The organism is Gordonia hydrophobica NBRC 16057, from assembly GCF_001592365.1.
Taxonomy (GTDB): Bacteria; Actinomycetota; Actinomycetes; order Mycobacteriales; family Mycobacteriaceae; genus Gordonia; species Gordonia hydrophobica.
This window is the reverse complement of record NZ_BCWU01000001.1, coordinates 585,092-601,726: the sequence shown is the minus strand read 5'-3', so window position 1 is coordinate 601,726 and position 16,635 is coordinate 585,092. Positions and strand designations below refer to the sequence as shown.

17 protein-coding genes are annotated in these 16,635 nt (G+C 68.8%); 7 read left to right on the top strand and 10 right to left on the bottom strand.

The annotated features are described in order from the left end of the window. The first annotated feature begins 36 nt into the window (after positions 1-36). A complete protein-coding gene (locus tag GH2_RS02815) occupies positions 37-921 on the top strand; it encodes an LppM family (lipo)protein (protein WP_066162805.1) in 885 nt (294 codons plus the stop codon). A gap of 48 nt (positions 922-969) precedes the next feature. Here the strand turns inward: GH2_RS02815 and GH2_RS02810 are convergent, their stop codons facing one another. Further along, positions 970-1,944: a methylenetetrahydrofolate reductase gene (locus GH2_RS02810; protein ID WP_066162800.1), complete on the bottom strand. Its 975-nt coding sequence runs from the start codon at positions 1,942-1,944 to the stop codon at positions 970-972. 43 nt (positions 1,945-1,987) lie between these two features. Between GH2_RS02810 and GH2_RS02805 the strand changes: the two genes are divergently transcribed. The 4 genes from GH2_RS02805 to GH2_RS02790 are packed head-to-tail and all read left to right on the top strand — an operon-like array spanning position 1,988 to position 7,018. Then, a complete protein-coding gene (locus tag GH2_RS02805; RefSeq protein ID WP_066162797.1) occupies positions 1,988-3,079 on the top strand; it encodes a polyprenyl synthetase family protein in 1,092 nt (363 codons plus the stop codon). Further along, positions 3,076-4,599 (top strand): phytoene desaturase family protein, encoded by a 1,524-nt coding sequence (gene crtI, locus GH2_RS02800; RefSeq protein ID WP_066162794.1) that lies wholly within the window; start codon positions 3,076-3,078, stop codon positions 4,597-4,599. The genes GH2_RS02805 and crtI overlap by 4 nt, the downstream gene beginning before the upstream one ends. A 9-nt stretch (positions 4,600-4,608) precedes the next feature. After that, positions 4,609-6,123 (top strand): polyprenol phosphomannose-dependent alpha 1,6 mannosyltransferase MptB, encoded by a 1,515-nt coding sequence (gene mptB / locus GH2_RS02795; protein WP_066163298.1) that lies wholly within the window; start codon positions 4,609-4,611, stop codon positions 6,121-6,123. Beyond that, positions 6,116-7,018 (top strand): phytoene/squalene synthase family protein, encoded by a 903-nt coding sequence (locus GH2_RS02790; protein WP_066162791.1) that lies wholly within the window; start codon positions 6,116-6,118, stop codon positions 7,016-7,018. The genes mptB and GH2_RS02790 overlap by 8 nt, the downstream gene beginning before the upstream one ends. Positions 7,019-7,096: 78 nt before the next feature. Here the strand turns inward: GH2_RS02790 and GH2_RS02785 are convergent, their stop codons facing one another. Then, on the bottom strand, positions 7,097-7,462 hold the full coding sequence (locus tag GH2_RS02785; RefSeq protein ID WP_066163296.1) for an Rv2175c family DNA-binding protein: 366 nt from the start codon (positions 7,460-7,462) through the stop codon (positions 7,097-7,099). 71 nt (positions 7,463-7,533) lie between these two features. On the opposite strand from GH2_RS02785, the gene GH2_RS02780 reads away from it, so the two are divergent. Then, positions 7,534-8,805, top strand: coding sequence for a protein kinase domain-containing protein (locus GH2_RS02780; protein WP_066162787.1), 1,272 nt, complete (start codon positions 7,534-7,536; stop codon positions 8,803-8,805). 63 nt (positions 8,806-8,868) lie between these two features. Here GH2_RS02780 and GH2_RS02775 read toward each other — a convergent pair whose 3' ends face one another. Together GH2_RS02775 and GH2_RS02770 are read right to left on the bottom strand one after the other, a co-directional pair. Next, positions 8,869-10,263 carry a class II 3-deoxy-7-phosphoheptulonate synthase gene (locus tag GH2_RS02775; RefSeq protein WP_066162784.1) on the bottom strand — a complete coding sequence of 465 codons (1,395 nt, stop codon included), beginning with the start codon at positions 10,261-10,263 and terminating at the stop codon, positions 8,869-8,871. Between the two features lie 52 nt (positions 10,264-10,315). After that, positions 10,316-10,804 (bottom strand): polyadenylate-specific 3'-exoribonuclease AS, encoded by a 489-nt coding sequence (locus GH2_RS02770; RefSeq protein ID WP_066162781.1) that lies wholly within the window; start codon positions 10,802-10,804, stop codon positions 10,316-10,318. 40 nt (positions 10,805-10,844) lie between these two features. Here GH2_RS02770 and GH2_RS02765 point away from each other — a divergent pair, with 40 nt between their 5' ends. Then, positions 10,845-12,176 carry a glycosyltransferase 87 family protein gene (locus tag GH2_RS02765; RefSeq protein WP_066162778.1) on the top strand — a complete coding sequence of 444 codons (1,332 nt, stop codon included), beginning with the start codon at positions 10,845-10,847 and terminating at the stop codon, positions 12,174-12,176. Positions 12,177-12,179: 3 nt separating this feature from the next. Here GH2_RS02765 and GH2_RS02760 read toward each other — a convergent pair whose 3' ends face one another. The 6 genes from GH2_RS02760 to GH2_RS02735 form a co-directional block, all read right to left on the bottom strand. Beyond that, complete coding sequence (locus GH2_RS02760) at positions 12,180-12,905, bottom strand: lysophospholipid acyltransferase family protein (protein WP_066162775.1); 726 nt, start codon at positions 12,903-12,905, stop codon at positions 12,180-12,182. Positions 12,906-12,980: 75 nt separating this feature from the next. Next, positions 12,981-13,964: an ROK family protein gene (locus GH2_RS02755; RefSeq protein ID WP_239588664.1), complete on the bottom strand. Its 984-nt coding sequence runs from the start codon at positions 13,962-13,964 to the stop codon at positions 12,981-12,983. A gap of 4 nt (positions 13,965-13,968) precedes the next feature. Further along, complete coding sequence (locus GH2_RS02750; RefSeq protein ID WP_066162772.1) at positions 13,969-14,304, bottom strand: hypothetical protein; 336 nt, start codon at positions 14,302-14,304, stop codon at positions 13,969-13,971. Positions 14,305-14,485: 181 nt separating this feature from the next. Next, the gene (locus GH2_RS02745; RefSeq protein WP_066163293.1) at positions 14,486-15,682 is read right to left on the bottom strand and encodes an ArsA family ATPase; all 1,197 of its coding nucleotides are present in this window, start codon (positions 15,680-15,682) and stop codon (positions 14,486-14,488) included. Positions 15,683-15,702: 20 nt separating this feature from the next. Continuing rightward, the gene (locus tag GH2_RS02740; RefSeq protein WP_066162770.1) at positions 15,703-16,140 is read right to left on the bottom strand and encodes an SRPBCC family protein; all 438 of its coding nucleotides are present in this window, start codon (positions 16,138-16,140) and stop codon (positions 15,703-15,705) included. Between the two features lie 3 nt (positions 16,141-16,143). Further along, a complete protein-coding gene (locus tag GH2_RS02735; protein ID WP_066162767.1) occupies positions 16,144-16,551 on the bottom strand; it encodes a hypothetical protein in 408 nt (135 codons plus the stop codon). Positions 16,552-16,635: the final 84 nt, after the last annotated feature.

Below are 16,635 nucleotides of genomic sequence, written 5' to 3'. Positions count from 1 at the left end.
CGCAGGTCCGAGCACCCCTTCTGGCACGATGAGGCAGTGACTTCGATCCGCCGCGCTCCCGTGCTCGCTCTCGTCGGACTGTTGGCGATGGTCCCGCTCCTGAGCGGATGCCTCACGAAATCGACGACCGTCGGCGATCAGTTCTCCGGATCGGTCATCATTGCGACGGCCCCCGACAAGCACCCGCAGAAGCCGACGTTCGAGATCCCCGCGTCGCTGAGCGGACAAGTGTGGTCGACCGACTATCCCGAGCAGAACGCGGACGGCACCACCTCGACTGCTCCCGCACCCACCAGCACGTCGGCCGACGGCCAGACACCGCCGTCGCCGGAGGGCAAGGTCGGTTCCGAGTTGTCCTTCGATCGCCTGTCAGCAGGCCAGTTCGGCCAGTTGGGCGACATCATCGCCGCAGCGCTGCCCGATTCGACGGCGACGGTGAACCTGAAATCGACGCGCAGTGGAGACATCGTCCGATTCCGGGGTTCCGCATCGCTGGTCGAGATGGAGAACGACTCCGTCTATCTGTCCATCTCCATCACGTTCGGCGGCAACGTGGTCGCGACCAACGGCCGTCGAATCGGCGACAGCACCGTGGTCTGGACGCCGCGCGCCGCCCAGAACGTCGACATGCAGGCGGACTCCGAGTACGCCGATCCGGCGACGGCGGCGGTACCCAGCTGGTCGTGGTTCATGGTCGTGCTCTGCGCGATCGTCGTCGCGATGGTGGCCTACGTGGCCTATCAGAATCGCGACCGGTCGGCGCGGCCGGGACACGAGCCGCACACGCCGCGGTTCCGCCGCAAGCCCGTGAAGGACGACGCCGACTCGAACCGCGGCGCCGACACGACCGCCACCGACACGAGCGCATCGGACACGAGCGCATCGGACACGGCGACCACCCCCGAGACCAAGGCCGACTGAGACCAACGCCGACTGAGACGAAGGCTGACTGGGACGAAGGCCGACTGATCAGGCGCCGACCAGCGCACCCCGGGTGTCGATGCCGATCCGCTCCAGCACCTCGCTGGTGGCCTTCGCGAAGTTGAGACTGCAGAAATGCAGGCAGGGCACGCCTTCGGAGATCAACCGCTCGGACATCTCGGTGCACAGGTCGATGCCGACCGCACGCACCTGCGCGCGGTTCTCGTCCGGCCCGTCGCCCGCGGCCTTCGCCAACCGTGACTCCACCTCGGCCGGGATCTTGCTGCCGGACAGCTCCGTCATTCGCCGCGCCGTGGCGAGCGAGGTGATCGGCATCAGGCCGGGGATCAGCGGCTTCGCACCCTGTTCGGGATCTGCGGCGACCAGGCGGTCTCGGAGCCGAAGGAAGTCCTCGACGTCGAAGAACACCTGGGTCACCGAGTACTCGGCGCCCGCGCGCAGCTTGCGCACCAGATTGCCGGTGTCCGCGGCCAGGTTCGGCGAGCGGTGATGCCCCTCGGGGAACGACGCGACACCGGTGTGGAAGTCGCCGAGTTCGTTGATCAGGGTCACCAGTTCTTCGGCGTACTGCACGCCCTGAGGGTGCTTGACCCACTCACCGAGCGGGTCGCCGGGCGGGTCGCCGCGGAGCGCGAGCAGATTGGTGATGCCCTTGTCCGCGTAGGCGCCGACCAGTCCCCGGATCTCCTCGATGCTGTGGTTGACGGCCGTCAGATGAGCGACGGTCAGCAGCGTGGTCTCGGTCGCCAGTTCGCCTGCGATCCGGACCGTACGATCCCGCGTGGTGCCGCCGGCACCGTAGGTCATGGAGACGAACGCCGGGTTCATCCGCTCAAAAGTGCGCGCCGTGCGCCACAGTCGCGCTTCGGCCTCCGCGTCCCGAGGCGGAAAGAACTCCACCGAGAACGGGATCGGGCCGGGGTACGGATCAGCGAGGCGCTCGACGACGGACTGGCCCGCACGGGCCAGAACGTCGGAGCCGGAGGAGGTCACGTCGGTCACGTGCCCATCATACGGATCACCCGGATCGGTAACCTTGCCTGTCGTGGTCACCATTGCGCACGTACCCGCCGCGGTCGACGAGGTGCTGGCGAAGTACTTCGCATCCCAACGTCCGACGCTCGACGCCATCTACCCCGCCGTCGCCGAGGCCGGCGATGTTCTCGCCGACTTCGTGCTCGGCGGCGGCAAGCGGGTCCGCCCGATGTTCGTCTGCGCCGGCTGGCAGTGCGGAGGCACCCGCGAGGGCACCGATGATCCGCAGACCGAGGAGTTGATGCTCCGGGTCGGCGCCGCCATCGAACTGATTCAGGCGTGCGCACTCGTCCACGACGACATCCTCGACCGGTCCGACACCCGGAGGGGCAGGCCGACGGCCCACCGCCGGTTCGAAGCCGTTCACCGCGACCGGGGATTCGCCGGCGACCCCGTCCACTTCGGCGTCAGCGCTGCGATCCTGATCGGCGACCTGGCACTCGCCTGGGCCGACGACCTGGTGCACGGAATCGGACCCGCAGACTCCTGCGACGCGCGGCCGCTGCCGCGGCCCGTCGCCACGCTCTGGGCACAGATGCGGACCGAGGTGCTCGGCGGTCAACTCCTCGACATCACCAACGAGTCGTCGGCCGACGAATCACTCACCGCCGCATACCGGGTGATGGAGTACAAGACCGCGGCCTACACCGTGGCGCGGCCGCTGCAACTCGGCGCCGTGCTCGGCGACGCCGACGACGCGGTCTCGGCGGCGTTGCACGGGATCGGCATCGACCTCGGCATCGCCTTTCAACTGCGCGACGACGTGCTCGGCGTCTTCGGCGACCCCGCCGAGACCGGCAAACCCTCGGGCGACGACCTCGTCGAGGGCAAGCGCACCGCGCTGCTCGCGGAGGGACTGCAACGCGCCTCGACGCGCGACGCCGAGAAACTGCGGACCAGCATCGGCCGCCCGCTCTCGGACGCCGAGGTGGCCGCGGCACGCACCGTGCTGAGCGAGTCGGGCGCCCTCGCCGCGATCGAGACGCAGATCGACGATCGCCTGGACGCCGCCCTCACCGCCATCGACGCCCTGCCGGTCACCGACGGTGCGCGCACCGACCTGCAGTGGATGGCCAAGCGCATCACCCACCGGCAACGATGACGCCGATGCGTCAGCCTCACGTCATCGTCGTCGGCGCCGGTCTCGCCGGGCTGACGGCGGCCGCGCATCTGCGGGGCGCAGGTCACGAGGTGACCGTTCTCGAAGCCGGCACCGCGCCGGGCGGTCTGGTCCGCACCGAGACCATCGACGGCCACCGCTTCGACACGGGCGCCACCGTCCTGACCATGCCCGATCTGCTCATCGACGCCCTCGCTGCGATCGGCGTCGACGAGTCGACGGCTCGCGATCGGCTGGCGCTGACACCGGTGGATCCCAGCTACGTGATGAACTTCGCCGACGGCACCACGCTGGCGCTCCCCCGTGCGGCCGACGCGATCCCCGCGGCCGTCGCGCACGCGTTCGGCGCCGAGGCGGCCGCAGGCACGCGTGACCTCCTCGCGTGGCTGCGGCGCGTCTACGACGCCGAGTTCGACGTCTTCCTCGACCGCAATTACGACGGTCTGGCCGATCTCACCGGCGCACCGACGCGCCGGGCGGCCACTGACCTGGTGCGGCTGGGCACACTCGGCGGACTCACCGGCGCCGTCGGCCGGTTCATCGCCGACCCGCGACTGCAACGGGCGTTCACCTTCCAAGCCCTGTATGCGGGCGTCCCGCCGCACCGGGCACGTGCCATCTACGCGATCATCGCCGACATGGACATCGGCCGCGGTCTCAGCGCGCCGGCCGGCGGCATGGGTCGCATCGGCGAGGTGCTCGCCGAGGCGCTGACCGACGCGGGCGTGGGCATCGACTACGGCGCGCGGGTCGATCGCATCCTGCGCCGGGGCGACGGCACCGCGTCGGGCGTGCTGGTCGGCGACCACGTGATCGCGGCCGACGCCGTCGTCGCGACGCTGGAGCGCGATGCGATCGCCGATCTGGTCCGGGCGCCCGCGCCTCGGCGCCGCCTGCGGTACTCGCCGAGCGCCGTGGTCGTGCATGGACTGCTCCCAGTCGGCGTCACCGACGCGTGGCGGTCCGGGCATCACACCATCGACTTCGGCGACGCGTGGACCCGCACCTTCGCCGAGATCACCGGCCGTCCGGGGCGCCTGATGTCGGACGGATCGTTCCTGCTCACCCGCGCCGCGGTCGCCGACCCGGAGACCTTCGTCGTCGACGGGTCCGAGTCGGTCTCGGTTCTCGCGCCGACGCCCAACCTGGCATCGGCGGACCTGGCGTGGGACGACCTCGCCGAGCCGTACGTCGCCGAGTTCCTGGGCGTGCTGGAACGACGCGGGTACACCGGAATCTCGGGGATGACCGTGGCCCGCATCGATCACCCGCTCACCTGGAAGAGGCAGGGCCTGCCCGCAGGTACCCCGTTCTCCGCCGCGCACACCCTCGCCCAGACCGGTCCGCTGCGCACGCCCAACGTGTGGCCCGGGACGCCCAATCTGGCGATCGCAGGCAGCGCGACCGTCCCCGGCGTCGGCATACCGCCGGTGGTGATCTCCGGCCGACTCGCTGCGACGCGCATCGACGAACACCTCCGATCCCCGCACCTGAAGAGGTAGACCTCGATGATGACCCTTCTGCGCCGGTACCCCGACGCGTGCCTCGGATTCCTCGGCGCCCTGCTGGTGACGGCGGGCAGCTACGGGCTGTCCGACGTGCCTCGACTCGACTCCACGCTGCCCGACCTCGGGCTGGCGCCGATGACCTACGGACATGGAAAGACGCTGTCCGGGTTCGCGTTCTGGACCGGCATCGCGCTCATGGTCATCGCATGGGTTCGGATCGGCCGCGACCACGAACGCATGAGCCTGCGCGCGACCATGAGCACCATCGGCGCGTGGACGGCACCACTCATGGTCGCGATCCCGACCTTCAGCCGCGACGTGTACGCCTACCTGGGGCAGGCCTCGGTCTTCATGCACGGCTTCGATCCGTACACGGACGGGCCCGCGCATGTGCCGGGTCCGATCGTCGACTCGATGGCGCAGATCTGGGCGCCGACCACCTCGCCGTACAGCCCCGGCTTCATGCTGCTGCTCCGCGGAATCGTCGGGATCACCGGCGACAACGTCTTCGCGGGCGTCATCCTCATCCGCATCGCACTCCTGCCCGGTCTGCTGTTGACCATGTGGGCGGTCCCCCGGATCGCCGCTCACTTCGGCGCGAGCCGCCGCCTCGGCCTCTGGCTGGTCCTGGTGAACCCGATGCTGCTGATCCATCTCGTCGGCGGTCCGCACCTGGAACTGCTGATGATGGGCTTCCTCGCCGCAGGCGTCGCACTCGTCCTGGACGGACGGCATGTCGCAGGTCTGGTCACCCTCGGCCTCGCGATCTCGGTGAAGATCACCGCGGGCATCGCCATCCCGTTCGTGCTGTGGATCTGGATCGACCACGTGCGAACGCAGCGGGCCGCGCAGCAGAGCACCGACGCCGATGCGGACCGGACCGGTGACATCGCCGATCGGCCACCGCTGCCCTGGCGCGAGCGCATCGCGCTGTTCGTCGCCACCGCCGCCGTTCCGAGCGCGGTCTTCGGGGTGTTCACGGTCATCCTCGGCCTCGGCGTCGGCTGGATGAACGGACTCACCTATGCCTCGCGCATCATCAACCCGTTCACCATTCCGATCGCGGTCGGCCACGTCATCACGTATGCCGCAGCTCCGTTCACGGTCCTCAACCTCCAAGAGGTGCTGCCGGTGACTCGCGGCATCGGCAGTGTCGCGCTCGCGGTGATCCTGGTGTTCCTGTGGTGGCGCCACCGCCACGACGAGCGGTCGGCGATGGCGGGGATGTCGTGGGCCATGCTCGCGCTGCTGCTGCTGGAGCCGTCGACGCTGCCCTGGTACTACACCTGGGTGGCGTGCGTCGTCGTCGCGTTCACCCTGCCGATGTGGGTCCGCCAGGTGGTGGTCGGCGTCAGCACGTTCTATCTCATCGTCTTCCAGCCCGACGACTCGATCCTGTTCTACAAACCACTCGAAACACTCATGGCGCTGGCGTTCTCGGTCCTGGCCGCCGTCGCGCTCGGGCGACGAGACCCGTTACGGATCAACCGTTTCCGTTCGCTGCTGGTCCATGGCTGACAGTGCGCGCGGGTACCGACTCGCCGAAGCGGTCGCGCGACGGTCAGGCCGCACCTATCATCTCGCGGCACGGCTGCTGCCCTCGGATCGTCGACGCGCGATCCACGCGCTCTACGCGTACGCGCGCCTGGCCGACGACATCGTCGACGATCCCGGCGCTCCCCTCGAGCAGGCGCACGCACTGGACGCGATGGAGTCCGGACTGCGCTCCGCTGTGGCCGGCGCGTCGGCCGACGGGGTGTCCCGCGACGCCGCCGACATCCTCGCCGCCCTGGCCGAGTCGGTCGACCGTTTCCAGATCCCCATGAACACGTTCGCGGCGTTCAACCGTTCCATGCGGATGGATCTGCCCGGCGACCCGCTGTTTCGGAACCGGTACGTCGATTTCGCAGACCTCGCCGAGTACACGTACGGATCCGCCGCCGTGATCGGACTGCAACTACTGCCGGTGCTGGGCGCCGACGTCGCCGATCCGGACGTCGCCGCCGGCGCAGCTCTGCTCGGCGACGCGTTTCAGCTCACGAACTTCCTCCGGGACGTCGGCGAGGACGCCGCGCGGGATCGCATCTACCTGCCGTTGCGCGAACTCGCCGCGTTCGGCGTCGACGAGCAGGCGCTCTTCCACGACGCGGCGACGCATCACACGAGCGAGCCGCTGCGACGCGGGGTCGCCCACCTCATCGCTGTCAACCGTGACCAGTACCGACGGACCCGTGGGGCCATCGCGGCGTTGCCGCCGCGCACCCGACCCGCGATCGTCGCGGCCGCCCGCTCCTACAGTGCGATCCTCGTTCAGATCGAAGCTCAGGATCACGACGTCCTCGCCCGGCGGGCTGTCGTGCCGGTGCGTCGACGCATCGGTCACGCCGTCGCATCGCTGAGCGGTCGACCCTAGCCCCACGTTGGTCGAGTGCTGCCCGCGAGCGGAGCGAGCACGTCATCGAGACCGTCGCGATTTGCGGGTACCCGAGATCTACAACGCTTCCGCCTGCGCGCGGCGGATCACTTCCCGCGCCGAATGGGTGTGCAGCGCGTCCGCGGGACGCAGGCCAAGGTCGTCCTGTTCGGTGAACAGCCACCGCATGGCCTCATCACGGGTGAAGCCGCCGTCGAGCAGGACCGAGACGAGACCCTCGAAATGCTTGGCGAGACCGTCGGGACCGAAGAAGGCCTCGGGGATCACCGGGACGCCGCCCCGCGACGCCGCCAGCAGGTTGTGATCGCGGATCAGCGTCCGGAGTCGGTTGCTCGAGACGCCGAGCCGTCGGGAGGCCTGATCGAGCTCCAGAACCGGAACGTCGTCGGGCAGGATGTCTATCGAAAGCGGAAGGGAACCCACGAGCACAAAGCCTACCGGGGTCGTGCGCGGCATCCGCAGGTTGTCGACGCAAACGGGTAGATTCGATCACCGTGACCACCCCAGAGGATCCGCTCCTGGGCCGAGTTCTGGAGCGGCGCTACCGGATCGACGTGCCGATCGCCCGTGGCGGCATGTCGTCGGTGTACGTCGGCACCGACCTCCGACTGCATCGCCGCGTCGCCGTGAAGGTCATGGACGCGCGGTACGTGGGCGACCCGCTTTTTCTGCGTCGCTTCGAGTTCGAGGCACGCGCCGTCGCCGGCTTGAGCCACCCCGGCCTGGTGGCCGTGTACGACCAGAACGTCGAAGGCGACATCGCCTTTCTCGTCATGGAGCTGGTTCGCGGCGGCAGCCTCCGCGAACTGCTGCGAGAGCGCGGGCCCATGCCCCCGCATGCGGTCGCCTCGGTCGCGATCCCGATGCTCGGTGGACTCGGCACCGCCCACCGGGCGGGGTTGGTGCACCGCGACGTGAAGCCCGAGAACGTGCTGGTGTCCGAGACCGGCGACATCAAGGTCGCCGACTTCGGCCTGGTGCGTGCCGTCGCCGAAGCCGGTGTCACGTCGGCGAGTGTCATCCTCGGCACCGCCGCCTATCTCTCGCCCGAGCAGGTCAACTCCACCGAGATCGACGCGCGCAGCGACGTCTACTCGGCGGGCATCCTGCTGTTCGAGCTCCTGACCGGCCGCCAGCCGTTCAGTGGATCCACTCCCCTCGCGCTGGCGTACCAACGCCTGACCTACGACGTCCCGGCACCGGGCGATCTCATCGAGGGCGTCCCGCCGCAGTTCGACGAGATCGTCCTCCGCGCCACCGAGCGCGCTCCCGGCGCCCGATTCCATGATGGATTCGACATGCAGCACGCCATCCTCGACGCCGCCGACGAACTCGATCTTCCGGCCTTCACCGTCCCCGCCCCGGCGCAGGCGTCGGCACGCGTCACCTCGGCGATCGACCGACCCGTCCGCCCCGGAGTGCGGTACGACGCCCCGCGTCCTCGGGACGGCGCCCCGTGGAACGATGACGACCACGGGGACGGCGACGACTGGAACCGAGCTGACTGGGACGATGGCGACCGCTGGGACGATGGCGACCGCTGGGACGACGGGCTCGCCGACCAGCGGCACCCCGACGCCCCGTACCCCGGTGCCGAGTACGACGACTGGCATCCCGACGACGACGCCGTCGCGGCGGTCGACGTGGCCGACCCCGCTGCGACCTCCGGCGGACGGGTCACCGCTCTCATCTGGGCCGTGATCGTGATCGCGGTGGCCGCGGGCATCGGTGCCGCGGCCTGGGCCGTCGGCAGCTCCCTGGCCTGAGCGCCTTGCGGCGCGAGGCCGATCAACCGGCGCGAACGTGCTCGCAACCGGCGCGCCGACGCCTCAGCCGCGCAGCATCTCCGCGACCAGGAACGCCAACTCCAGCGACTGCTGGGTGTTCAGTCGCGGATCGCAGGCCGTCTCGTAGCGGCCCTCCAGATCCAGGTCGGAGATGTCCTGCGCGCCGCCGAGGCACTCGGTGACGTCCTCTCCGGTCAGTTCGATGTGGACGCCGCCCGGGTGGGTGCCCAGTGCGCGATGAACCTCGAAGAAGCCCTGCACCTCGTCCACGACGCGGTCGAAGTGACGGGTCTTGAAGCCCGTCGACGCGGTGTGGGTGTTGCCGTGCATCGGGTCGCACTGCCAGATCACCTTGTGGCCGGTGGCCTCGACCGCCGAGACGATGGCGGGCAGCACCTCGCGGACCTTCCCATTCCCCATGCGCGAGACCAGCGTGAGTCGGCCGGGACGGTTCTCGGGATCGAGTGCCTTGACGTACTCGACGGCCAGCTCGGGCGTCGTCGTGGGCCCGATCTTCACGCCGATCGGATTGCTGATCATCTTGGCGAAGGCGATGTGGGCGCCGTCGAGCTGGCGGGTGCGCTCGCCGATCCACAGGTAGTGGGCCGACAGGTCGTACAGCGTCTTCTCGTCACTGCCGCGCGGGTCGTCGGCCAGCCGGAGCATCGCACGCTCGTAATCCATCACCAGGGCCTCGTGCGACGCGTAGATCGACGCCGATTCCAGACTCGAGTCGGTGACGCCGCACGCATCCATGAACCGCAGGCCGCGGTCGATCTCGGCGGCCAGCGCCTCGTACCGAGCACCGGCGGGCGAGGTCCGGACAAACTCGCGGTTCCAGTTGTGCACATGCGCCAGGCGGGCTTCCGACCCGGTCAGCGCGCGCACCAGGTTCATCGCCGCCGACGCGTTCGCATAGGCGCGGACCAGTCGCGACGGGTCGTGGACACGAGCGTCCTCGGTGGCGTCCAAGCCGTTGACCATGTCGCCGCGGTACGACAGCAGGCCCAGCGCATCGGTGTCGGCCGAACGCGGCTTGGCGTACTGACCGGCGATGCGGGCGACCTTCACCACCGGAAGGCTCGCGCCGTACGTCAGCACGACAGCCATCTGCAGGAGCGTGCGGATGTTGCCCTTGATGTGCGGCTCGGTGTTGGCGGCGAAGGTCTCGGCGCAGTCGCCGCCCTGCAGCATGAACGCGCGACCGTGAGCCACCTCGGCGAGTTGGTCGGCCAGCGACTCCACTTCGGACGGCATGCAGATCGGCGGCACGCTCTCCAGCACGGTGCGCATCTTGCGCGCCTCGTCCTCCGGCCAGTTCGGCTGCTGGAGGGCGGGCCTCGCCAGCACGTCCTCGAATTCTTCAGCGAGGCGTCCCGGAAGCGGGGGCAGCTCGGGCAGCTCGTCGATCGGCACGTCTACGGTCCAGTTCACCACCCGACCAGCCTAGCCTGACGAGCCCGACCGCGACGACGTTGGCCGGACCTGCCTACGCGTCGCCGCGCGAGGACCCGATGGCCTGCCACTTGACCAGGTTGTGTCGGGCGTCGGCCAGCGCATCGTGTGCGTTCTTCGGCGCAGCAGGCAGTTCGGGGTGCCCCGACATCTCCCAGAGTTGGCGCAGTTCCCGCGTGTACCTCGGCATCTCGCGCGGCAGCTGGGTCATGTCGCCCCACAGTTGGCAGAGCACCACGTGGTCGTAGGCGCCGACCCAGGCCCAGAGTTCCACGCGGTCGCCCGGCTCGGTGAGGAACTCGAAGAGGCTCTCCCGGATCGCGCGGCGGCTGCGCCACGCCTTGTCGGCGGGCGACGGCAGTTTGTCGAGCACGTTGGTCCGCACCCAGTCCCCCGCGCGCGTCGGATCGAACTCGGTCGACACCGCGTAGAACTCCCGGCCGTCTTCGGCGACCACCCCGATCGACACCAACTCGATCGTCGTTCCGTCTTCGATGAACTCGGTGTCGTAGAAGTAGCGCACGAGTTCTGATTATCCATGCCCGCAAGTAATACTGACTGTCATGTCCTCCGCACCCGGTCAGGCGCCGCCACGTTTGCACCGCCGATTGTCGGCCTGGCGGCCCGGCATCGCCGCGAAGACAACCGTTCTGATCGTCTTCACCGCCTCTGCGGTCCTGCAGATCTTCGGCGTCCCGTTCACCTCGAGCTTCGGTACCCGTACCCGCTTCGACATGGACGTCTACCGGATCGGCGGCCAGATCTGGCATCAGGGACTGAGTCTGTACGCCGACGGTTCGCTGCCCTTCACCAGCGACGGCATCTGGCTGCCGTTCACCTATCCGCCGTTCGCCGCGTTGCTCTTCACCCCGCTCGGCGCTCTCTCCCTGCCCGTCACAAGCATCGGAATCTCGTTCGTCACCGCCGTTCTGCTGATCTACGTGACGAAACTCTCACTGGCCCTGCTGAATATCGGCGCCCGCGAGAACCGGTGGTGGCTGGCGATCGCCTTGTCGGTGGTGACGATCTGGTTCAACCCGTTCTGGATGACGCTCGGCTTCGGTCAGATCAACGTGGTGCTGATGGCCGCGATCATGACCGACGTCTTCGTCCTGCACCGACGGGCGTCCGTCGACGGCCCCTCGGCGGCGCGGTGGGGGCAGGGTGTGTTGATCGGGCTCGCGTCCGCCGTCAAGCTCACGCCCTTGGTGTTCCTGGGCGTGTTCTTCGTCGCCGGGCGGTTCCGCGCGGTGATCACCGGGCTGACGACGTTCGCGGGTGCGGCGGCGATCGGCTGGATCTGGATGCCTGCCGATTCCCGCACCTACTGGACCGACACGCTGTTCCACACCGCGCGGATCGGGCAGCCGGAGGGGCGGATCAATCAGAACCTGAACGCCGCATGGCTGCGGGTGTTCGGCGACGGCCAGACGGCGTCGGCCTGGTGGATCGGGAGTTCGCTCGCCGTCACCGTGCTCGCCCTTCTCGCTGCGCGGGCCTGGCGGCCGGTCGACGCCTTTGCGCCCGGTCCGATGACCGGACGGGTCAGTGCGCTGGGCGTCACGTGCATCGTCGCCGTGTGGGGACTGTTGATCTCGCCGACCACGTGGGCGCACCACTGGGTGTGGTGCATTCCCGCGCTCCTGCTGTGCGTCACGCTCGGCCACCGCGCCGTGGTCGGCAGTGCCCGCACGGCCTACTATGCGCTGGCCGCGACCGGTGCCGTGATCTTCGCGATCGGACCGTTCCAACTCCTGCCGCCGATCGAAGACGGCTGGGCGTTCTGGCAACACCTCGTCGGCAACGCGTTCAGCCTGTGGGGCATCGCGTTCCTGGTGACGCTGTGGCTGCTGCCCGACCGGCCCGGCGCCGCGGACGAACCGGTCGGCGAGTGATCGTCAGGCCGCCGATTCGGGCTTGACGGCCGGGGTCGGTTCGACCTTCTTGGCGTCCTTGTTCTTCAGGCTGGCCGCGTAGACGTCGACGTACTGCTGTCCACCGAGCTGCATCAGCGAATACATGATCTCGTCGGTGACGGCGCGCTCGATGAAGCGATTCCCCGCCATACCCTCGTAACGCGAGAAGTCCAGCGGCTTGCCGACTCGCACGGTGATCCGCGTGGGGCGCGGCAGGACGGTGCCGGGGGGGTTGATCCGATCGGTGCCGACCATGGCGATCGGGATCACCGGGACACCGGTCTCCAGGGCCATGCGCGCCAGACCGGTCTTGCCCTTGTACAGCCGGCCGTCCGGCGAACGCGTGCCCTCCGGGTACAGGCAGAGCAGTCGACCGTCCTCCTCCAGGACGCGCTTCCCCGCCGACAGGGCGCCGGCCGCGGCGCTGGCGCCGGAGCGATCGATGGGGATCTGTCCGGAAGCGCTGAAGAACCACTTCTTGAAGCGTCCCTTGAGGCCGGGTTCGGTGAAGTACTCGCTCTTGGCGAGGAAGAAGATGCGGCGCGGGCACATCAGTGGGAGGTAGAAGCTGTCGACGACGGCCAGGTGGTTCGACGCGATCAAAGCTGGCCCGTCGTCGGGGATGTTCTCGATCCCCTCAATGCGCGGACGTCCCATCACGCGCAGCCAGGGGCCCATGAGAATGTATTTGAAAAGGTAGTACCACATGGATGCTCCTGTCCCACTTCCTGAAATTCGAGTGCCTGCCGTCACTCGCCCCGCGCATACGCGTTGCGAGCAACATTACTCAGCTGTCCGGCCCTGCGCCGCGAGTCCCTGACGCGCCACTTCCGCGGCTCCGATCGTGCCCGCCGCGTCACCGAGCTGGGTGCCGCGGATGCGCGCCAACTGTCGATGTCCGCTGCCGGTGATGGCGGCGGCATAGTGTTCGCGGGCGTCGTCGAGGAACAGGCTCGACGCGGCTCCGACTCCGCCTGCCAGAACGATCAGGTCGGGATCGAAGACGTCGGCGATCATGCCGAGACCGTATCCCAGCCAGCGCGCCATGTCCTGATAGGCCGCGAGCGCCGCGGGGTCGCCGTCCGCGGCCGCGGCGGCCACACGACGTCCGGTCAGCGATCCGGGATCCGCCTCCGATTCGGCGGCCAGAACGCTCCGCGGATAGTCCTGCGAGGCGAGGAGTTCGAGCACGGTGTCGACCAGTGCGGTGCCGCTGCAGTACCGCTCCCAACAGCCACGCTTGCCGCAACTGCACGGACGGCCGTCGGGAACCACGGTGAGGTGACCGAACTCCGGTGCGACGCCGAAACTTCCGCGATACAGCCGACCGTCGTGAATCATGCCTGCACCGATCCCGGTGCCGATCGACAGGACGAGCGTGTTGTGACCACCCGCCGCCGCACCGAAGTGCAGCTCGGCGAGAGCTGCGGCATTCGCGTCGTGTTCGGCGAAGACCGGGAGTCCGATGCGCTCGGTCATGATGTCCGGCACCCGCGCCTCACGCCAGGCCAGGTGGGGGGCGAAGCGGACGATCTGCCGGTCGGGCGTCAGGAAGCCCGCGATCGCGAGGCCGACGCCCGCGACCGCCCACCGGTCCCGGAGTTCGGTGACCAACCGGTACAGGCAGTGCTCCAACGATTCCACCGTCGGCGGCGTCGCCGTGCGCAGCGTGTCCAACTGTCTGCCCTGCGCGTCGACGACCGACGCACGGACACTGGTACCGCCGATGTCGACACCGACGGTCAACTCCTCGATTCGACGACTCATCACGTCAGGGGTGCTCCGGTGCGATGTTGACGGCGATCGGCTGGAAGTGCGTCGTGACCGGGCTCTGTGCCGGTCCATCCGAACGCAGCATCTCGGCGATCGCTTCGAGCACGGCGATGAACGCGGCGATCAGCCGCGCCAGCAGGTCGCCGAACTCCTTGACGAGCGTCCCGAGTTCACCGAGCAGTTCCGGAATCGGCGACGAGCCCGTCGCCGGTCCCCCGATCCCCGCGACCAGCCCGGCGAGCTGATCGATCTGGTTCGCGAATCCGAGCAGCAACGTCTGCACCGGATCCGCACCGTCAGCGGCATCGGCACCGGGAGTGCTGGCATCGGTCATACTCGGGGCTTCCTCAACTCTGGGTCATGGGCGACAGCTTCTGGGTCGTGAGCGACGGGGATCGGACGGTGTGGACATTCGACGCTACCTGGCGGCCCACCGGGTTACCTAGTTCCGGGTATCTCACGGGTGACCGACCGCACAGCCCGCGATGACCGCATCGTCGGGTTCTCGGCGTCGATCATGGTGCCCGCGTGGGTCGTTGCGGCCACACGGCGCGGTCGGGCTGGAAGCGGACCAGCAAATGGCCGTCGCGCCAGTCGGCGCCGACCACGGAGCAGCGCCGGAGTACCGACGGCAGTCGCACGGGGAATCGGAATCCGGACACCGTCACCAGCAGGTCGTCACCGGACCGTCCCAACTCCAGTCGCTCCGGATCCGGCAGACCCTGCCGCCAGACGAGTTCGAACACGCTGTCCAGGCCCTCACCGGACACGTGAGTGACCGTCAACGCACCGGAGCCGCGCGGGCGTCCGGTCGGACGCGGGAGATCGACGTCGATCCGCCGAATCCGCGAGAGCCGGTCGATCGGCTCGTCGCCGGCGGGGACGACGGTGACCGCCACATCGGGGTCGTCGGACAGGATCGTCCGCGCGCGGTCGGCAGTCGTGCTGCGGGGTCCGCCCGCGCCCTCGTTCACCAGCACCGACCGCAGCGGCAATCCCATCAGATCGCACATCGCCAGATGATCGGCGACGGCCCGCCGACCGCGGTCACCGGCGTCGACCACCAGGTGGGCGGCGACGCCGTGCGGGTCGACGAGCAGTTCCACCAGATCCTGACAGTCTCGATCGATGCCTTCGATTGCGCTCGACAACTGGGCGAGTGCGGGTTTCTCTGCGGCCTCCGCCAGGCGCACGTGGCGCGGCCACAGCCGATCCAGGGCGGTGGACAGCACCGACGGCGCCCGCAGCAGGGCCACCGCATCGCCCACCCCTGACAGATCGACGACGATCCGTTGCCACCGGCCGGCGGTCGCTGCGTCGCGCACCTGTCGCAGCAGCAAGAACTCCTGTGCCCCGGGGAGTGTGGAGAGTTCCCCCGGCGCCACCGACACCAGCGTGCCGACCACCGGGAGCGCCGCCGTGGCGCCGCCCAGAGCGGCCAGCGCCGACGTGAAATCCCGCCAGGCGCCCTCGACCACCGTCAGCGGATCCACCTGCAGCAGATCCACCTCGGCGGTCACCGGCACCGGCTCGCCGGGAAGTCGAAGGACGCCGAGCCGTTCGGGCACGTGGGAACGCCCGTCGATCGAGATCAGCAGGGTGCCGCGGTCGTCGCCGACCCGCAGTCCGCTCCGCGTCGGTCCCGAGCGATCGCCGAGAGCGGCCGCGGCGGCCAGGACGGAAACACCCGAGCCACCGGGCCCGAACACCAGATGGATAGGCGCCAAGTCGATCAGTCTTCGACCCTCTTCTTGAGCTCACCGAGAGCGGTCTCGGTGATCGCCTTTTCGGCACGTCGCTTCAACTGGCTGATCATCGGAATCCGGAGGTCGACCGTCAGCGAGTAGGTCACCTTCGTCGAACCCGGCACCTGCTGCACCAGCCGATAGCTGCCCTCCTGAGCGCGCTGCAGATCGCTCGACACCAGCGTCCAGGAGACGCCGGCATCGTCGTCGTCCCAGGTGTACCGGAGCTCATAGGTGTCGGCGAGCACGCCAGCGTCGAGGATGAACGTCACCTGGACTCCCCGCCCTCGCGCGTCGCGTTCGACGACGGTCACCTCACGCGCCGCGTTGACCCACTCCGGGTAGTGCTCGAAGTCCGCGATCACCGCGAGAATGTCGGCGACGTCGGCGTTCATGACGATCGACTGCACAGTGTGGTCGGCCAACGCTCACTCCTCAGCGGCTGCGACGGCGGGCGCTCCGACCTCTCGGTCGCCCTCCAACAGCCATTTCACGTGAAAGGACATCTCCTTGCCCGTGATACGCCGCAGTCTGTTCAGCTCCGCGAGCGCATCCATGCACGCGCGCGGGTCGGTCGGCAGCGGGTCGACGGGCTCTGCATGGAGATAGTAGTGGAGCACGAAACCGTCCATGCACTCCTCGCACCAGATCTCCATGGTTCCGGTCAGCGGACCGGTGACAGTCCAGCGCACGCCCTGGTCTCCGCGGTCTTCGACCACTGTCAACGAAAGGTCCGGCCACCACTGGCGCCACCTCGCCCGGTCCCCGACGACATCGCCGGCCAAGCTCGGGGCGGCCGCGATGAAGACCTCGTCGGCAACCTGAATGCTCGTCACCGTCTTAGCTTCACACACCCAACGTCAACGGAGAAACCCACTCGTGCTGAATCTCCCGAGACCGTGGGTCTAAGATCACTGACA

Bases quoted from the DNA above. Each gene is read 5' to 3' on its own strand.
- crtI (WP_066162794.1), top strand. From the start codon at position 3,076: ATGACGCCGATGCGTCAGCCTCACGTCATCGTCGTCGGCGCCGGTCTC.
- mptB (WP_066163298.1), top strand. From the start codon at position 4,609: ATGACCCTTCTGCGCCGGTACCCCGACGCGTGCCTCGGATTCCTCGGC.
- GH2_RS02790 (WP_066162791.1), top strand. From the start codon at position 6,116: ATGGCTGACAGTGCGCGCGGGTACCGACTCGCCGAAGCGGTCGCGCGA.
- GH2_RS02765 (WP_066162778.1), top strand. From the start codon at position 10,845: ATGTCCTCCGCACCCGGTCAGGCGCCGCCACGTTTGCACCGCCGATTG.
- GH2_RS02760 (WP_066162775.1), bottom strand. From the start codon at position 12,905: ATGTGGTACTACCTTTTCAAATACATTCTCATGGGCCCCTGGCTGCGC.
- GH2_RS02755 (WP_239588664.1), bottom strand. From the start codon at position 13,964: ATGAGTCGTCGAATCGAGGAGTTGACCGTCGGTGTCGACATCGGCGGT.
- GH2_RS02750 (WP_066162772.1), bottom strand. From the start codon at position 14,304: ATGACCGATGCCAGCACTCCCGGTGCCGATGCCGCTGACGGTGCGGAT.